Origin of the sequence: Salmonella sp. SAL-020 (assembly GCF_017372215.1) — a bacterium.
Lineage (GTDB): Bacteria > Pseudomonadota > Gammaproteobacteria > Enterobacterales > Enterobacteriaceae > Salmonella > Salmonella enterica.
Genome location: NZ_CP071690.1, coordinates 2,038,616 through 2,056,323 on the forward strand (window position 1 = coordinate 2,038,616; position 17,708 = coordinate 2,056,323).

The following is a 17,708-nucleotide window of genomic DNA, read 5'->3' on the forward strand; positions in this document are numbered from 1 at the left end:
TGCGGATTTCAGGCAACTGCCTGAAAGACAATTTCTACGTGAAAAACGGCGTTGTCATTAAATTGCCATCAACGCAGCGTACTGCTAACCGGTGAACCGTCATTGTTGTCTTCCTGAGGATACAATTATGTACGATCCACCGTTTCTTGAAGCGCTGATGATAACGGCGTCGTTTTTCGCCATTTTTATCATTATCGTTGTGTCTGTATTGCTCCTTGAAGGGGAAGGGGACTAAGCCGTTGGCGATGACTGAAAGCGGCGGAAGACTGCCAGTTCTGGTCGGGCGATGCGCAGATAGTCCTGTGTATTCATAATGACTGATTTTTCCAGCAGGCCGGCATTAAAGGCAATTTCATCGAAACGCTCAAACAGGAGCGGATCGGCGACCAGTTTCAGATTGGGGTGAAAACTGAAAGGCGGGATCGCGCCAAAAACGCAGCCGGTCAGCATATCGACTTCCGCCGGGCTGGCAAGGGAAGCGCGTAAGCCGCCCAGATGTGAAGCAAGCTGAGAGAGGTCGGCTTGCTGATCGGCCGCCAGAATAGCAAGAACGTGCTGGTTGACGCCGTTGCCTTTGACTTTACAGACCAGCGCTTTTGCGCCCTGGCCCAGCGCAGTACCGCGTATTTCAGATACCGCTTCGCATTTCCCTACCGCTTCATGGTTCACCACACGATAGCGCGCGTTCTCCTGGGTTAATAAAGCCACTAAACGTTGGTGTGTAGCGACACCCTTTGCGACTTCAGTCATTTCGGCCATTTCTTACTCCTGGTGCAATATGAACATTTACTGCGAAGCACTATGATGAACGATGTTGTTTTTGCTGTTTGTTCAGATAGAGCTGCGCATCGGAAGCCTGGTAGGCATCATTAATCGTATCATTGGGCTGCATATTATAAATCCCGGCGGAAAAATGGACTGTCTTATCCGGTGCAATAATTTGCAGGTTACGAATAATACGCTCCGGCAGATGGATAGCCAAATCCGCCGCGTAATCAACAAGAATAATACAGAACTCATCGCCGCCGAGGCGAATGGCGTAATCGCTTTTACGAATCGATGTTTTAATCGCTTTCGCCAACAGGGTAATAATTCGGTCGCCTTCCTGGTGCCCCTGGGTATCGTTGATCAGTTTTAACCTATCGCAATCAATAGCGACAAATGTCACCGGCGTCCCGGCATTGACCAGGCGTTGCAGTCGCTGTTCCAGCTCCGGTGTTAATATTTTACGGTTGTAAAGCCCGGTCATGGCATCGCTAATATTTTCGCGTGTGACGTTGCGATAAAGCCGAAAGTGCATCCGTACCATATTAAGCAGGAGCGCCGTTGCCAGTAAGTAAAAGGCCAGCGCTTTCCAGGACGAGACAAGGAAATAGGTTAAATCAAGGGACAACGAAACGCGCAGTCCACCCGGGATATCATGGCTATAATTCACATATTGAAACAGATTATTTTTGCTTTGATTAATAATAATTTCTTTTCCGGAGTCCATGTCCTTTAGTGTTACGTTAAGATAACGCCAAACCAGCGGACGGTCCTGGGTATAAAAAATATTTTTTAAATTATCCTGGTTAACATCCACCATCACGATACCTTTTAACGTTCCCGCCAGATAGACTGGCGTTAAAAAGCTCATGACGTTTTCCTGGGTAATATCATCCATGTAAATACTTGAAATAACCGTACGGCCGGTAAAAAGTTTATCTATATCTTTTCTGTTAATACCCATTGTGCCTTTTTGTAAAAAAGTCCAACGATGCATGGCGAAGCGCCGTGAGTTGATTAAATCATAGAAATGGACATAATGTTTATTTAAATCAACGTAATAACGGAATTTAAGCTCCAGTGTGCCCAGCCCGTGACTGTGGTCGTCCTGCGAACGGTTGATGCTTACCGCCTGATCAAATGCAGGCAGTAAAAGGGCGTCATCAAGATTATCGGTACACTGTGTAGCGGCGGTTTGCAGGGTGCCATGTAGCCCCGGATAATTATGCCGGGTCAGGTTGACGCCGTGCGTACCGTTAATAGCCTCAAAGGCGTCGCAAAACGCGCGGCGTTTTTCTGCAGTGACGGGGTCTCCCGGCGCTTCAAAAGTTCGCATCAAATGTGCGGCGATGCTCTGATTCTGGTACTTATCGTACAAAAACGACGAATCGGCTCTCTCCATGATATAACGCATATAGGCATTCATTGCCCTGTCGCTGGCAATAAGTTCGTAAATCAGGAAGGACGATGTCAAAACGATGACGCTTGCCGAGATAAAGTGCCTGAGCGCTTTATGATGCAAATTCATGATGAACTACAGCCCTGAAAGTCGGATGCGTTAGTTTACCATAGCGATGAGAATTCCTCTAATAGACTGTTTAAAAATAAAACGTGTTGATGTTATGAAATAAAAATCATTCTCGATTTAATAAACCAATTAATACGCTGTGTTTATATTTTCATGTGTGACTATTGTGATAAAAACTAAATTTTTAACCAACAATACTGATCTATTTGTGACAAAAAGAAAATAACCTTTATTATGATGATGAAAAGAGTGTGAAGTGGTAAGAATAATAATTTACTTCCGTTCTGAGGCTCTATGAAACGATTTAAAGAGATGGCTGTGATTTTATTTTTTGCATTACTGGCAGCAGGTTTTACGTCGTCGGCGATGGCGGATGATCCTTTTTCACATGTTTTGGATCATGTTTTTGATAAAGTCCCTGCCTGTCACATTGTTCCTCCTGGAGTGGGGCAACCAGGACATTTGGGGCCTTGGTCTTGGCCTTGGTGTTATTAACATGATGGAATTCTATTAATGGGTTAAATTACCCGATATGCCGGAATACCTTCATTCAGACTATTCGCGGGTAATTGCTTCAGTCATAAAAACCGAACACCAGGTTTATTAAAATCCGCCCGACATATGAACGGGCGGATTTATTTATACGCTTTGATTGGCGCTCTGTTTCTGAAACAATTCGCGGAATACCGGATAAATATCCTCCTGATCGCGAATATGCTGCATGGCGAAGTTATCGAACGTCGCCTGCAGATGTTCATACTCGCGCCATAAGGTCTGGTGGGCGCGGCGGGTAATCTCGATATAGCTGTAATAGCGCACTACCGGCAGCAGCTTTTTCGCCAGAATCTCATGACACAGCGGTGAATCGTCGGCCCAGTTATCACCGTCTGACGCTTGCGCCGCATAGATGTTCCACTGCCCCGGGTCGTAGCGCTCTTTAACCACTTCATCCATGAGTTTAAGCGCGCTGGAGACAATCGTCCCCCCGGTCTCTTGCGAATAAAAGAACTCATGTTCGTCCACTTCCTTCGCCTGGGTATGGTGGCGGATATAAACCACTTCTACGTTCTTATATGTTCGGCTCAAAAACAGATAGAGCAGAATGTAAAAACGCTTGGCCATATCTTTGGTTGCCTGGTCCATCGAACCCGAGACGTCCATCAGACAGAACATCACCGCCTGGCTGGAGGGCTCAGGCCGTTTTTCATAATTTTTATAGCGTAAATCAAAGGTGTCGATAAACGGCACTCGCTCGATTTTAGCCCGTAGTTCGGCAATTTCCCGACGTAACCGCTCCTCTTCAAGCAGTTGCGCTGGTTCGCTATGGCTGATGGTCTCCAGTTCCGTTTCCAGCGCGTGCAGTTCGCGGCGTTTTCCTGCCGTCATTGCTGTACGGCGCGCCAGAGAGTTTTGTAGCGAACGTACCACGCTGATATTGGCCGGTACGCCGTTTGAGGTGAAACCGGCGCGGTGAGTTTTATACTCGTTAAGCTGGCGATGCTGGTTTTTCTTCAGATTAGGCAGCGCTAAATCTTCAAAGAGCAGATCCAGATATTCATCTTTTGAAATCTGAAAAACAAACTCATCCTGGCCTTCGCCGTCCTGGCTGGCCTGACCTTGACCGCTGCCGGAACCGCCGCCGCCACCGCCTTGCGGACGCTCAATGCGATCATTCTGGATAAAGTGATCGTTACCCGGATGGACGCGATGGCGCAGACCGCCGCGCCCCTGATGAAACATCGGTTCGCTAATATCATCGGTTGGAATAGAGACGGACTCTCCGCTGTCGACATCGGTCACAGAGCGTTTATTAATCGCTTCGGAAATTGACTGCTTAATTTGTGCTTTATAACGGCGCAAAAAGCGCTGGCGATTCACCGTGCTTTTATTTTTGCCGTTAAGACGTCGGTCTATGAACCAGGTCATATGCCCCCCGTACTGCCAACTGAGCGCCTGTTCTGTCAGTGCCGGATAGCGCTAATGCTTAGCCAGTCTACAGAACATTACTTTGTAGGCCCGGTAAGCGCAAGCGCCACCGGGCATTAACATCACGACGATTTACGCACGCGCAGGTACCACTCGCACAGCAAACGAACCTGCTTACGGGTATATCCTTTCTCCATCATCCGATCGACAAAGTCGTCATGCTTTTTCTGCTCGTCAGTCGACGTTTTGGCGTTAAAAGAAATGACCGGCAACAGCTCTTCAGTATTAGAGAACATTTTTTTCTCAATCACCGTGCGCAGCTTCTCGTAACTGGTCCAGTTTGGATTACGGCCGCTATTGTTGGCTCTGGCGCGCAGGACAAAGTTTACTATCTCATTACGGAAATCTTTCGGGTTACTGATACCCGCTGGTTTTTCAATTTTTTCCAGTTCGGCGTTCAGCGACTCGCGATCGAACAGTTGACCGGTATCCGGGTCGCGATACTCCTGATCCTGAATCCAGAAATCCGCATAAGTCACGTAACGATCAAAAATGTTCTGCCCGTACTCAGAATAAGATTCGAGATAGGCCGTCTGGATCTCCTTGCCGATAAATTCGGCGTATTTCGGGATCAGGTAGCCTTTCAGGAACTCCAGATAACGCTCAGCTTGCTCCTGCGGGAACTGTTCACGCTCGATTTGTTGTTCCAGAACGTAGAACAGATGTACCGGGTTTGCCGCCACTTCCGCATGGTCGAAGTTGAATACGCGGGAGAGGATCTTAAAGGCGAATCGGGTGGAGAGACCGTTCATCCCTTCGTCCACGCCCGCATAGTCGCGATACTCCTGGTACGATTTAGCTTTAGGGTCGGTATCTTTCAGGCTTTCACCGTCATAAACGCGCATTTTCGAGTAAATACTGGAATTTTCCGGCTCTTTCAGGCGGGAAAGAATCGAGAAGCGCGAAAGCGTTTCCAACGTGCCCGGCGCGCAGGGCGCATGAGCCAGCTCGCTATGATTAAGCAGTTTCTCGTAGATTTTGATCTCTTCGGAGATTCGCAGGCAATAAGGCACCTTCACGATATAGACACGGTCGAGGAACGCTTCGTTATTTTTATTGTTACGGAAAGTCACCCATTCAGATTCGTTTGAGTGGGCAAGTATGATGCCATTAAAGGGCAGGGCGGAAATACCTTCCGTACCATTGTAGTTACCTTCCTGAGTTGCGGTCAGCAAGGGGTGCAGCACCTTAATAGGCGCTTTAAACATCTCGACGAACTCCATGATCCCCTGGTTAGCGCGGCACAGCGCGCCAGAGTAACCATACGCATCCGGATCGTTCTGGGCGTGATGTTCGAGTTTACGAATATCCACCTTGCCGACCAGCGCCGAAATATCCTGGTTGTTTTCATCGCCGGGTTCCGTTTTGGCGATGGCAATCTGCTCCAGAATGGAGGGCCAGACTTTCACCACGCGGAATTTAGTAATATCGCCGCCAAACTCATGCAGGCGTTTGGCCGCCCACGGGGACATAATCGTACCGAGATAGCGGCGCGGAATACCGTACTCTTTTTCCAGAATCTGCGCGTCTTCCTGCGGATTAAACAGGCATAACGGATGATCGTTGACCGGACTACGCTCGCCGTTGGCGCTTAAAACATAAATTGGCACGCGCTGCATTAGCGATTTCAGCCGTTCAGCGAGCGATGATTTGCCACCCCCCACAGGTCCCAGCAAATAGAGAATTTGCTTCTTCTCTTCCAGCCCTTGCGCCGCATGTTTCAGATAAGAGACAATCTGTTCAATCGCGTCTTCCATGCCGTAAAACTCTTCAAACGCAGGATAGCGAGCAATAACCCGGTTGGAGAAGAGTCGGGAAAGTCGGGGTTCCTGGGCAGTGTCGACCATATTAGGCTCGCCGATAGCCATTAATAGCCGCTCTGCCGCGTTGGCATAAGCACTGCGATCTTGCCGACAAATGGTAAGAAAATCCTGCAGTGTGAACTCTTCGTCCTTGGCAGCTTCGTAACGCTGGCGATAGTGATCGAATATATTCATGATATGCCATCCTTTCGTTTTTTCGCACATGTTAAGAGCCGTTCATATGAATAGTAGAGGCTCCCGGAAGAGGTAGACTGAACGCCGTCTCTGCTAAGGAAAAAAAAGCAACTCTCATGCCATTTTATTGGTCAGAAGATCAACGTGTCCGGTGATACACCTTCTTAACATTAAGCGTAGATGGCATTTGCAAAACTTGCCTGTACGCGTCAGTGGATTTCGATGACATATCAATAACTCATCAGGTAGAAAAGGCTGGTGGATATCAGAAAAAGCGTTCCCGGTCACATAACGATCATCAGCCGATCATCTGAAAATAATCGGTGATGGTGATATTAAACGGTTACATTGTGTAAAATAGTTGGGCTTACAGGTATTGGCGGTTACACTTTTGCCGCAGAACATTTGAATAAGGAATTATGGATTGTGACCAAACTTAAACTTCTGGCTCTTGGCGTGTTTATTGCAACATCCGCCAGCGTCGCGCACGCTGAAAGCAACCTGACGTTGGGCGCAGGCGTTGGTGTGGTTGAACACCCTTATAAAGATTACGATAGCGATGTTTATCCGATACCGGTCATCGCTTATGAAAGCGAAAACTTCTGGTTCCGTGGTCTGGGCGGCGGGTATTACTTGTGGAATGACAATGCCGATAAGTTGTCAATCATGGCATACTGGTCCCCGATGTACTTCAAACCGGGCGACAGCGATGACCATCAGTTGCGTCGTCTGGACAGGCGTAAAAGTACTATGATGGCGGGCGTTTCTTACGCGCATCACACCCAGTATGGATTCCTGCGTACCTCACTGGCAGGGGATACGTTGGATAACAGTAACGGTATTGTCTGGGATCTGGCCTGGCTGTATCGGTATACCAATGGCGGGCTGACCTTAACGCCAGGTATCGGGGTTGAATGGAATAGCGAGAACCAGAACGATTACTATTACGGCGTATCACGTAAAGAATCTTCGCGTAGCGGCCTGCGCGGCTATAACCCGAACGATAGCTGGAACCCGTATCTTGAACTTAGCGCTAACTATAATTTCGCCGGTAACTGGAGCGTATATGGTACTGCGCGCTACACCCGCCTGTCGGATGAAATTACCGACAGCCCGATGGTGGATAAATCCTGGACCGGTATCCTTTCTACTGGCGTGACCTATAGATTCTGATTGATTGAATTTGCCGGAAAAACCATGACAAAGCCTGCGTTATGCAGGCTTTGTGCTAACTGAAACGCGAACATGGCGGCTTGCATAAATGCGCTGTTGACCGGGTATGGTACAGCCTTACGTGATTTATACTTTGTTACATCAATTTAAAAAACTAGCCTTTTATATGAAAAATCCAGGTGATTACAACTGCGCTAACAATTAGCGTAATAATTGTTGCAATGCTGGCTGATATCGCCCTGTCACGTCCCGCTTATGCTATACCCATTCTTCACAGTGAGTAAGACGAATGAGCATAGTATTCAATACCGTAGCCAAGCCCAGCGGCAGTCTGTGTAACTTATCCTGCAAGTACTGTTTCTATCTTGATAAACCCCGGGGGCAGCGCGTCATTTCTGACGATGTGCTGGAGACGTATATCCGCCGGGTAATTGATGATACGCCATCCTCAGAGGTCTCGTTTTGCTGGCAGGGGGGAGAGCCGACGCTATGCGGTCTTTCTTTTTACCAAAAAGTGGTGCGCTTGCAGCAACGCTATGCCAACGGCAAAACTATCTACAACAGTCTGCAAACCAATGGCGTATTAATCAATGAAGAGTGGGCGGCTTTCTTTGCGCAGCACCAGTTCCTGATTGGTATATCGATTGATGGGCCGCAAGTCGTTCATGATAATTACCGGAAAACGCCGTCAGGGCGGGCGTCTTTTTCCCGAGTCGTTAATGCTATCCGCCTTCTGCAGGCAAATGATGTCGAGTTCAACACGCTCACTGTCGTGAATGATGCGTCATGCCGTCATGGCAACGCTATTTATCATTTTTTGACGCAGGAACTGGAAAGTAAACACCTGCAATTTATTCCCATTGTTGAGCCGCTCGCGCAAAAAGCGCAGCGTTCTTTGACGTTATCTGACAATGAGGATTCGCCTTCGCTGATGCCCTTTTCCGTCACGCCTGAAGGGTGGGGCGCCTTTATGTGCGATGTTTTTGATCAATGGATACGTCACGATGTCGGACGCATATTCGTACAGCTTTTTGATAACTTACTTGGCGTCTGGATGGGGGAGCCCGCCACGCTTTGTACGATGCAGTCGACCTGCGGGCAAAGTTTGCTGGTGGAGCAGAATGGCGACGTGTTTAGCTGTGACCATTTTGTTTTTCCCGCCTATAAACTGGGCAATCTGCAGCAACACTCTTTAGAAGAAATGGCGGCCTCTCCTTTTCAGCAGCAGTTTGGCGCGGCTAAAGCAAACCTTTCCTCACGCTGCCAGAACTGTACGTGGCGCTTTGCCTGTCACGGCGGTTGTCCGAAACATCGAATTTGTATGGACGGCGGCGAACGGCAAAATTATCTCTGTAAAGGATATCTGGAGTTCTTTCAACATGTGACGCCCTATATGAATGTGATGCGTCAATTATTACTAAATCAGCGACCCGCCGCGCATATTACCCGCATCGTCGACATGATTGCGGATGACGTTCGTCAGTGACAAGAAAATCGCCCCCTTGCGCGGTATGATGCCGGACATTACCGTAGGGTCTAAGAGTCCTGTATTGTTTTACCGTCGAGTGACCTTGAAAAGGAAATAAAATCAGTGAAAAACGTAACGTTTTGCGGGCAGGTGACGCTTCCTGCCATCGGACAGGGAACATGGTATATGGGCGAGCGCGCGGATCAACGTCAGCGCGAGGTTTCGGCGCTGCGCGCGGGGCTGGATTTGGGGTTACGCCTTATTGATACGGCGGAAATGTATGCCGACGGCGGGGCGGAAAAGGTCGTGGGCGAGGCGCTGGCAGGGCGACGCGATGAGGCATTTCTGGTGTCAAAAGTGTACCCGTGGAACGCTGGCGGCCAGAAGATAGTTGCCGCCTGTGAGGAAAGCCTGCGTCGTCTGAAAACAGATTATCTCGATCTCTATCTATTGCACTGGGCCGGAAGCTTTTCATTCGAAGAGACCGTTGAAGGTATGGAGCGGCTAATCGCGCAGGGGAAAATTCGCCGTTGGGGAGTCTCTAATCTTGATTATGACGATATGCAGGCGCTGTGGCGCATCCCTGGGGGACAGCAATGCACGACAAATCAGGTGCTCTATCATCTGGCGTCACGCGGTATTGAGTATGATTTATTGCCGTGGTGTCAACAACAGCGAATGCCAGTGATGGCCTATAGCCCGCTGGCGCAGGCTGGCCGGTTACGTAGCGGTTTACTGAATCATCCGGTGGTGAATGAAATTGCGCAAGCGCATAACGCAACGGCGGCGCAAATCTTACTGACGTGGGTGATTGCACATCCGGGCGTGATGGCGATCCCGAAAGCCGGAAGTACAGAACACGTGAAGCAAAATGCGGCGGCGCTTGAGATCGCCTTGTCAGCAAACGAACTTGCCTTACTGGACAACGCCTGGCCTGCGCCAAAAGGGAAAACCGCGTTGGATATGGTGTGACGCCGGATAAAATGTGTAAGCGCCGCCATCCGGCAGGTCATGCCTGATGGCGGCTGACGCCTTTCAGATCCTATAGCAACGCCGTTATCCATTCACTTTTAGCGTTTAGCGACGCAGATAGTCTGCGCCAGACGAGAGGGTTTTTCTTCTGTGGCTTGTTGCGGCGCAGTAGCGTAAACCGTTTCAACGCAGACAAACGTTTTATAGCCGTCATCCGGCATGTCGCCCATGCTGACGGACAACGCCGGGCCAGGGTTCCAGCCTACGACGTTAAGGTGATGGTGGTGAACTACATCAATCGTGCGGTTTAATGTCGCATCGTGGATCACGCTACATGCTTCAGGATTGAGGTAAACGCGATCGGTACGGTCCGGAAAGGTTTGTATACCGCCGGCCAGGACACCTTCTTTAGCGTCGTTAACTTTATCAATAAACCGATCGCCGAGTCCGCTGACCTTAACGTTGGCGATGTCGCCAACGTTAAAATAGCTGTGGAGCGCGGATGTGGTTGCAAACTCGCCATGCGCTTCCAGTTCAATTTCACAGGTTTTGCCCACTTTAAAACGTGCCAGCAGCGTGAAATCGTGCGGCCAGTATTTCCGGGTGGCCTCACTGCTTTGCAGCTCAAATGTCAGCATTACGCCATTATCATCTTCATTATGCGCTTTTAGCGCCCACGGTAGATTACGCGCAAAGCCGTGTGACGGTAGACCCTGTTGAGCCGCAGGTCCAAACCAGGGCCAGCAGATCGGTACACCGCCGCGTAGCGCCACGCCGGTTTTGAAAGGCGTATTATTACTGAGCCACAATACCTCTTCCTCGCCAACGGGTTTCCAGGAGAGAAGGTGCGCGCCCTGTAATGCAAAAGAGGCTTTAACCTGCGGATGGTCAACGACGATCAGATCCAGGTCATCAAGCTGACGACGGGAAAGGACAGGGGTAAGCTGTTCGATAACCGGGAGGGCAAAAATTTTATTAATCATTACGCAATCCTCTTAACCCTAAATAATTCGAGTTGCATGACAAGGCGCTTGTGCCTTGACCAGTGCTTGCGCTGGCCCGTAGAGGCGAGGCCGCAGGCCGAGTAACGCGGCAAGTGAACGACAAATTCATCGGGAACGAATTTGAACAACCGTAGGTAACCTCCGGCCAGGGACATCCCTGATTCATCCCGATAAGTTCGACTTCCGTCAGTGATTCGGGTGAGAAAGCATAGCCAACACACCTGCAACTTGAAGTATGACGGGTATATCTTTAAGCAAAAAAAAGAGCGACCTGAGTCGCTCTTACCAATGACTGTGTCATCTCAACTTATTTGGAGATGTGAGCAATCAGGTCCAGTACTTTGTTGGAGTAACCGGTTTCGTTATCGTACCAGGAGACCAGTTTCACGAAGTTGTCGTTCAGCGCGATGCCTGCTTTAGCATCGAACACGGAGGTGCATACTTCGCCGTTGAAATCGGTAGATACAACGTCGTCTTCGGTGTAACCCAGAACGCCTTTCATTTCGCCTTCGGCAGCAGCTTTAACAGCAGCTTTGATCTGCTCGTAGGTAGCCGCTTTTTCCAGACGAACGGTCAGGTCAACAACGGATACGTTCGGAGTCGGAACGCGGAACGCCATACCAGTCAGTTTGCCATTCAGTTCTGGCAGTACTTTACCTACCGCTTTAGCAGCGCCAGTAGAGGACGGGATGATGTTCTGAGATGCGCCGCGGCCGCCGCGCCAGTCTTTGTGAGACGGGCCGTCAACGGTTTTCTGGGTTGCGGTAGTCGCGTGAACAGTAGTCATCAGACCTTCGATGATGCCGAAGTTGTCGTTGATAACTTTAGCCAGCGGCGCCAGGCAGTTGGTGGTGCAGGAAGCGTTGGAAACGATGTCCTGGCCTTCGTATTTGTCAAAGTTAGCGCCTTTAACAAACATTGGGGTGTTGTCTTTAGATGGACCCGTCAGAACCACTTTTTTCGCGCCAGCGGTGATGTGTTTACGCGCGGTTTCGTCAGTCAGGAAGATACCGGTAGCTTCAGCCACTACGTCAACACCAACTTCGTCCCATTTCAGGTTAGCCGGATCGCGTTCAGCGGTAACACGGATTTTTTTACCGTTAACGATCAGATGACCGTCTTTCACTTCAACAGTACCGTCGAAACGGCCGTGAGTGGAGTCATATTTCAGCATGTATGCCATGTACTCTGCGTCTAACAGGTCGTTGATTGCAACGATCTCGATGTCAGAACGTTTCTGAGCAGCACGGAAAACAATGCGACCGATACGGCCAAAACCGTTGATACCTACTTTGATAGTCATATATTCCACCAGCTATTTGTTAGTGAATAAAAGGTTGCCTGTAAAATTACAAAAACCTTACGCAGCGTCAAGCGGAATCGTGTCAATCATTGCGACAAATCAATCCTCTGCACAACCTTTGCGCGGCTGATTCGCCTCACTCTTCCTTTCGGCTTGAAACCACATGGGGGCGCCGCCCCGAATTTTAAAGGGCAACCGAGATAATAATGTGACATCAGTCACGATTCGTGAGCCGCCATTTCGCAATGATCAAGTTTAGAACAAAAGTTGGTACTGAGGTGTTAATGTTTTGTTAGAATCGGTCAGGCAATGTGAGCACGTTTAAAGTGAGATGTGAGCAAATGGCTAACCAACCTTCAGCAGAAGAACTCAAGAAAAAATTGTCCGAAATGCAATTCTACGTGACGCAGGATCGTGGCACAGAACCGCCATTTACCGGACGCCTGCTACATAATAAACGCGATGGGGTTTATCACTGCCTGGTCTGTGATACGCCGCTTTTTCACTCCCACACCAAATACGATTCAGGCTGCGGCTGGCCTAGCTTTTACCAGCCTGTCAGCGAAGAGGCGATTCGTTACATAGACGATTTTTCTCATGGCATGCAGCGTGTCGAAATTCGTTGCGGTAACTGCGATGCGCATCTCGGACACGTTTTCCCGGACGGGCCGCAGCCAACCGGTGAGCGCTATTGCGTTAACTCGGCCTCGCTGGCCTTTTCTGACGAGAAAAACGGCGATCAACTGAAAGGCTGAAAAAACGATTCAGCAAATTATTCCACAGGAGCGGACACATCATGAATCTTGATGAGATCATTAACAGCATGACGCCGGAAGTGTATCAACGTTTATCCACCGCCGTTGAGCTGGGTAAATGGCCGGATGGCGTGGCGTTGACGCCGGAACAGAAAGAAAACAGCCTGCAACTGGTGATGCTATGGCAGGCGCGGCACAATACCGAAGCGCAACATATGACGATCGATACTCACGGTCAGATGGTGATGAAAAGCAAGCAGCAGCTCAAAGCGGATTTCGGTATTACGTCAAAGCCGATTGCGACATTGAAAATGCAGTAACGGCAGCCGGATAAGAGGTAGCCGCCATCCGGCGGTTTCATTGCCAATGCGTTGTGCTTACCGGGCCTGCTCATTGCTGTCAGGCACAGGCCCGCCATATTTTTACCCATTAACGCTTAATGTCCAGCGAGTCCGCCAACTGTTTCGCTAACTGATTATTGTCATCGGCGGCCTATTCCCAGAACATTGCGCCGGCCAGTCCGCGCTTTTTAATCTGGTCCGCGTTGATCGATCGCCACCGAGCGCGGATTTTCATAAGAGAGGGCAAGCAGTGCCTTCCTCCGGCAGACTTCACTGACAGCAGCAGGTCAGGCGTTTGAGTCATACGTATTGGCGTTGAAATACTGTGTGCCATAGGGCCATGTCGTAAGTCATCAGATTGATAAAATCGAGCTACGGGGCTATAGCTTTCACGTCCAGCCAGCTTTTCGGACTTTCCGCATTCGCGCCGACGACGAGGGTGACCCATTGGCCCATTAGCTGACGAAGCGCTTTTAAATGCGACGTTAAACGAATATTCCCAGTCAAGATCGATCCCATCGAGACCATATTTGTCGACAATCTTCTGCGCCGGTTGAATAAACACCGCACAGGCTTCTTTAACGATCCTCTTCGACATCTAAAACAGAAACACGCCACAGAATGGAGTGGCGAAAAAATAACCGCAGCAGATTAGCATCTTCATCCATGGAAACCTGCGCAGGCGTTCACGCCGTCTTTCGCGATACGGCTTCCATCTTTTTGGTTTTATCGCCGTTTGTTTCGTTGAGTTTGTGATCTTGGTTGGTAAATACAGATCATTATCTGTGTTTTAAAGATTTATCGTTGACCTTAAAGATTTTATGGTTAAGTATGATGAGCATTGATGCACACCAAACACAAAGGAAGATGCAATGAAAGCACTGGCGAGATTTGGCAAGGCCTTTGGCGGCTACAAAATGATTGATGTCCCGGAGCCGGTATGCGGTCCGGAAGACGTGATTATCGAAATCAAAGCGGCGGCGATCTGCGGCGCGGATATGAAGCACTATAACGTTGACAGCGGGTCCGACGAATTTAACTCCGTTCGCGGTCATGAATTCGCCGGACGTATCGCGCGGGTGGGCGAAAAAGTGAAAGACTGGAAAGTCGGCCAGCGCGTGGTTTCTGACAACAGCGGACACGTTTGCGGCGTTTGCCCTGCCTGTGAACAAGGCGATTTTCTGTGTTGTACAGAAAAAGTGAATCTGGGTCTGGATAACAACACCTGGGGCGGTGGATTTTCCAAATACTGCCTGGTTCCGGGAGAAATCCTGAAAATCCATCGCCATGCCCTGTGGGAGATCCCGGAAGGCGTGGATTACGAGGAAGCCGCAGTACTGGACCCTATCTGCAACGCCTATAAATCTATCGCCCAGCAATCCAAATTTTTACCCGGCCAGGACGTGGTAGTCATCGGCACCGGTCCGTTAGGTCTGTTTTCGGTCCAAATGGCCCGCATTATGGGGGCGGTAAATATCGTGGTGGTTGGCCTGGATGAGGATGTTCCTGTCCGTTTCCCTGTGGCCAAAGAACTCGGCGCGACGGCGTTTGTTAACGGCTCCACGGAAGATGTCGTCGCACGCTGCCGGGAGATTTGCGGCAAAGACAACCTCGGTCTGGTGATCGAATGCTCCGGTGCCAACATTGCGCTTAAACAGGCCATCGACATGCTGCGGCCAAATGGTGAAGTGGTTCGCGTCGGTATGGGGTTTAAGCCGCTCGATTTCTCCATTAACGACATTACTTCCTGGAACAAAAGCATCATTGGGCATATGGCCTATGACTCCACATCCTGGCGCAATGCGATTCGCCTGCTTGCCAGCGGCGCTATCAAAGTAAAACCGATGATCACCCATCGTATCGGTCTTTCTCAGTGGCGCGAAGGGTTTGACGCAATGGTCGATAAAACAGCCATTAAAGTGATCATGACCTACGACTTTGATGAATAACCCTTCTGCTAAAGGAACGTTATCGCATGGAACAGATAACAAAACCGCACTGCGGCGCCCGGCTGGATCGCCTGCCGGATTGCCGGTGGCATTCATCAATGTTTGCCGTCGTCGCCTTTGGTCTGCTTGTTTGCTGGAGTAATGCCGTCGGCGGATTAATTCTTGCCCAGCTCAAGGAGTTAGGCTGGACCGATAATTCCACGACAGCCACCTTCTCCGCCATTACCACGGCGGGGATGTTTCTCGGCGCGCTGGTGGGCGGCATTATCGGCGATAAAACCGGACGCAGGAACGCCTTTATTCTTTATGAAGCGATTCACATTGCCTCGATGGTCGTGGGCGCATTTTCACCGAATATGATGTTCCTGATTGCCTGTCGTTTTGTGATGGGCGTGGGATTAGGGGCACTACTGGTCACGCTGTTCGCCGGATTTACCGAGTACATGCCCGGCAGAAACCGGGGAACCTGGTCGAGTCGCGTTTCGTTTATTGGCAACTGGTCATATCCATTGTGTTCCCTGATTGCAATGGGGCTGACGCCGCTAATTAGCGCGGAATGGAACTGGCGCGTGCAGTTACTGATCCCGGCTGTGCTGTCGCTGATTGCTACCGCGCTTGCCTGGCGATACTTCCCTGAATCTCCCCGCTGGCTGGAATCGCGCGGGCGTTATCAGGAAGCCGAAAAGGTTATGCAGGCCATTGAAGCAGGCATCGAACGTCAGACAGGAAAACCGCTGCCGCCGGTTGTTATTGAAAACAGCGGCAAGCCGCCGCGTTCCGTACCGTATTCAGCGTTGCTCACTGGCGTATTACTGAAACGCGTTATTTTGGGTTCCTGCGTGCTGATTGCCATGAACGTTGTGCAATACACGTTAATTAACTGGCTGCCCACCATCTTTATGACACAGGGCATCAACCTCAAAGATTCGATCGTTTTAAATACCATGAGTATGTTCGGCGCACCGTTTGGCATATTTATCGCTATGCTGGTAATGGATAAAATTCCGCGCAAAACCATGGGTGTCGGTTTATTAATTCTGATTGCCGTGCTGGGATATATTTATTCGCTGCAAACCAGCATGTTGCTTATCACCTTAATTGGCTTTTTCCTGATTACCTTTGTCTATATGTATGTCTGTTATGCCTCGGCGGTCTATGTGCCGGAGATCTGGCCAACAGAAGCGAAACTTCGCGGTTCCGGCCTGGCGAACGCTGTCGGCAGAATCAGCGGTATCGCTGCCCCCTATGCGGTGGCGGTATTACTCAACGGTTATGGCGTGACGGGCGTTTTCGTCCTGCTGGGCGCTGTCTCGATTATCGTCGCCGTCGCAATAGCGACTATCGGAATCGAGACCAAGGGTGTTTCGGTTGAAAGTCTGAGCATTGATAAGGTCACGAGTAAATAAAGGAATAAAAATGAAAAATTCAAAAGCGATACTAAAAACGCCGGGCACCATGACAATTATAGCGGCTGATATTCCAGTACCAAAAGAAAACGAAGTATTGATCAAAGTGGAATATGTCGGTATTTGCGGTTCAGATGTTCACGGTTTTGAATCCGGGCCATTCATTCCGCCGAAGGATCCAAATCAGGAAATTGGTCTCGGTCATGAGTGTGCTGGTACGGTCGTTGCGGTCGGCAATCGGGTAAGCAAATTTAAGCCAGGCGATCGGGTTAATATCGAGCCGGGCGTGCCGTGCGGCCACTGCCGCTATTGTCTGGAAGGAAAATACAATATTTGTCCGGATGTTGATTTTATGGCGACGCAGCCGAATTATCGCGGGGCCTTAACGCACTATCTGTGCCATCCGGAAAGTTTTACGTACAAGCTTCCGGACAATATGGACACTATGGAAGGTGCGCTGGTGGAACCTGCTGCTGTTGGAATGCACGCGGCAATGCTGGCGGATGTTAAACCGGGTAAGAAAATCGTCATTCTCGGCGCGGGCTGCATTGGTTTAATGACCCTGCAAGCGTGTAAGTGTCTGGGGGCGACCAATATCGCGGTAGTGGATGTGCTGGAAAAACGGCTGGCAATGGCTGAACGACTGGGCGCGACAACCGTTATCAATGGGGCGAAAGAAGATACTGTCGCGCTCTGCCAGCAGTTCACCGACGATATGGGCGCCGATATTGTGTTTGAAACCGCCGGTTCCGCCGTCACAACTCAGCAAGCGCCGTATCTGGTCATGCGCGGCGGGAAGATCATGATTGTTGGCACTGTCGCAGGAGATTCAGCGATTAATTTCCTCAAAATTAACCGTGAAGTCTCCATCCAGACGGTATTCCGCTATGCCAACCGCTATCCGGTGACTATTGATGCCATCTCCTCCGGGCGTTTCGATGTGAAATCAATGGTGACGCATATTTACGATTACAAAGACGTACAACGTGCATTTGAAGAGTCGGTGAATAACAAACGCGACATTATTAAAGGCGTTATTAAAGTTTGCGATTAATGAAAAA

The 17,708-nt window shown here is 49.7% G+C and carries 16 protein-coding genes and 1 pseudogene; 10 read left to right on the forward strand and 7 right to left on the reverse strand.

Features of this window, described 5'->3' with window-relative positions; genetic code table 11:
- Positions 1 to 127 precede the first annotated feature (127 nt).
- On the forward strand, positions 128 to 235 hold the full coding sequence (gene yoaI, locus J1G48_RS09835; RefSeq protein WP_000272239.1) for a small membrane protein YoaI: 108 nt from the start codon (positions 128 to 130) through the stop codon (positions 233 to 235).
- Here the strand turns inward: yoaI and J1G48_RS09840 are convergent.
- Together J1G48_RS09840 and dgcJ are read right to left on the reverse strand one after the other, a co-directional pair.
- Entirely contained in the window at positions 232 to 750 is a 519-nt protein-coding gene (locus J1G48_RS09840; protein ID WP_010989016.1) for a YbaK/prolyl-tRNA synthetase associated domain-containing protein, read from the reverse strand. The two genes, yoaI and J1G48_RS09840, sit on opposite strands and share 4 nt — an antisense overlap.
- A 49-nt stretch (positions 751 to 799) precedes the next feature.
- Entirely contained in the window at positions 800 to 2,293 is a 1,494-nt protein-coding gene (gene dgcJ / locus J1G48_RS09845; protein WP_001048662.1) for a diguanylate cyclase DgcJ, read from the reverse strand.
- Between the two features lie 294 nt (positions 2,294 to 2,587).
- On the opposite strand from dgcJ, the gene J1G48_RS09850 reads away from it, so the two are divergent.
- Entirely contained in the window at positions 2,588 to 2,788 is a 201-nt protein-coding gene (locus tag J1G48_RS09850) for a hypothetical protein (protein ID WP_016705258.1), read from the forward strand.
- A gap of 144 nt (positions 2,789 to 2,932) precedes the next feature.
- Here the strand turns inward: J1G48_RS09850 and J1G48_RS09855 are convergent, their stop codons facing one another.
- The gene (locus J1G48_RS09855; protein ID WP_000219715.1) at positions 2,933 to 4,219 is read right to left on the reverse strand and encodes a YeaH/YhbH family protein; all 1,287 of its coding nucleotides are present in this window, start codon (positions 4,217 to 4,219) and stop codon (positions 2,933 to 2,935) included.
- Positions 4,220 to 4,341: 122 nt separating this feature from the next.
- On the reverse strand, positions 4,342 to 6,276 hold the full coding sequence (yeaG, locus tag J1G48_RS09860; protein WP_001518010.1) for a protein kinase YeaG: 1,935 nt from the start codon (positions 6,274 to 6,276) through the stop codon (positions 4,342 to 4,344).
- Between the two features lie 426 nt (positions 6,277 to 6,702).
- On the opposite strand from yeaG, the gene J1G48_RS09865 reads away from it, so the two are divergent.
- From J1G48_RS09865 to J1G48_RS09875, 3 genes are all read left to right on the forward strand, one after another.
- Positions 6,703 to 7,449 carry a MipA/OmpV family protein gene (locus tag J1G48_RS09865; protein ID WP_000163762.1) on the forward strand — a complete coding sequence of 249 codons (747 nt, stop codon included), beginning with the start codon at positions 6,703 to 6,705 and terminating at the stop codon, positions 7,447 to 7,449.
- 289 nt (positions 7,450 to 7,738) lie between these two features.
- Positions 7,739 to 8,935 (forward strand): anaerobic sulfatase maturase, encoded by a 1,197-nt coding sequence (locus J1G48_RS09870; RefSeq protein ID WP_000029229.1) that lies wholly within the window; start codon positions 7,739 to 7,741, stop codon positions 8,933 to 8,935.
- 96 nt (positions 8,936 to 9,031) lie between these two features.
- A complete protein-coding gene (locus J1G48_RS09875; protein ID WP_072100761.1) occupies positions 9,032 to 9,889 on the forward strand; it encodes an aldo/keto reductase in 858 nt (285 codons plus the stop codon).
- Positions 9,890 to 9,987: 98 nt separating this feature from the next.
- On the opposite strand, the gene J1G48_RS09880 is transcribed toward J1G48_RS09875, so the two are convergent.
- Together J1G48_RS09880 and gapA are read right to left on the reverse strand one after the other, a co-directional pair.
- Positions 9,988 to 10,872, reverse strand: a complete 885-nt coding sequence (locus tag J1G48_RS09880) for a D-hexose-6-phosphate mutarotase (RefSeq protein ID WP_000608660.1) — start codon at positions 10,870 to 10,872, stop codon at positions 9,988 to 9,990.
- Between the two features lie 328 nt (positions 10,873 to 11,200).
- Positions 11,201 to 12,196 (reverse strand): glyceraldehyde-3-phosphate dehydrogenase, encoded by a 996-nt coding sequence (gapA, locus tag J1G48_RS09885; protein WP_000153505.1) that lies wholly within the window; start codon positions 12,194 to 12,196, stop codon positions 11,201 to 11,203.
- Between the two features lie 341 nt (positions 12,197 to 12,537).
- Between gapA and msrB the strand changes: the two genes are divergently transcribed.
- Together msrB and J1G48_RS09895 are read left to right on the forward strand one after the other, a co-directional pair.
- Complete coding sequence (gene msrB / locus J1G48_RS09890) at positions 12,538 to 12,951, forward strand: peptide-methionine (R)-S-oxide reductase MsrB (protein ID WP_001519539.1); 414 nt, start codon at positions 12,538 to 12,540, stop codon at positions 12,949 to 12,951.
- 41 nt (positions 12,952 to 12,992) lie between these two features.
- The gene (locus tag J1G48_RS09895) at positions 12,993 to 13,271 is read left to right on the forward strand and encodes a YeaC family protein (protein WP_001046864.1); all 279 of its coding nucleotides are present in this window, start codon (positions 12,993 to 12,995) and stop codon (positions 13,269 to 13,271) included.
- A 175-nt stretch (positions 13,272 to 13,446) separates the two neighbouring features.
- Here the strand turns inward: J1G48_RS09895 and J1G48_RS23310 are convergent.
- Positions 13,447 to 13,869, reverse strand: a pseudogene (locus J1G48_RS23310) (glycosyl hydrolase family 18 protein); the annotation flags it as partial.
- Between the two features lie 295 nt (positions 13,870 to 14,164).
- Here J1G48_RS23310 and J1G48_RS09900 point away from each other — a divergent pair.
- The 3 genes from J1G48_RS09900 to J1G48_RS09910 are packed head-to-tail and all read left to right on the forward strand — an operon-like array spanning position 14,165 to position 17,701.
- On the forward strand, positions 14,165 to 15,241 hold the full coding sequence (locus J1G48_RS09900; protein ID WP_000645184.1) for a zinc-binding dehydrogenase: 1,077 nt from the start codon (positions 14,165 to 14,167) through the stop codon (positions 15,239 to 15,241).
- A gap of 26 nt (positions 15,242 to 15,267) precedes the next feature.
- Positions 15,268 to 16,647, forward strand: a complete 1,380-nt coding sequence (locus tag J1G48_RS09905; RefSeq protein WP_000435324.1) for an MFS transporter — start codon at positions 15,268 to 15,270, stop codon at positions 16,645 to 16,647.
- Between the two features lie 10 nt (positions 16,648 to 16,657).
- Positions 16,658 to 17,701, forward strand: a complete 1,044-nt coding sequence (locus tag J1G48_RS09910) for an NAD(P)-dependent alcohol dehydrogenase (protein WP_000798080.1) — start codon at positions 16,658 to 16,660, stop codon at positions 17,699 to 17,701.
- Positions 17,702 to 17,708: the final 7 nt, after the last annotated feature.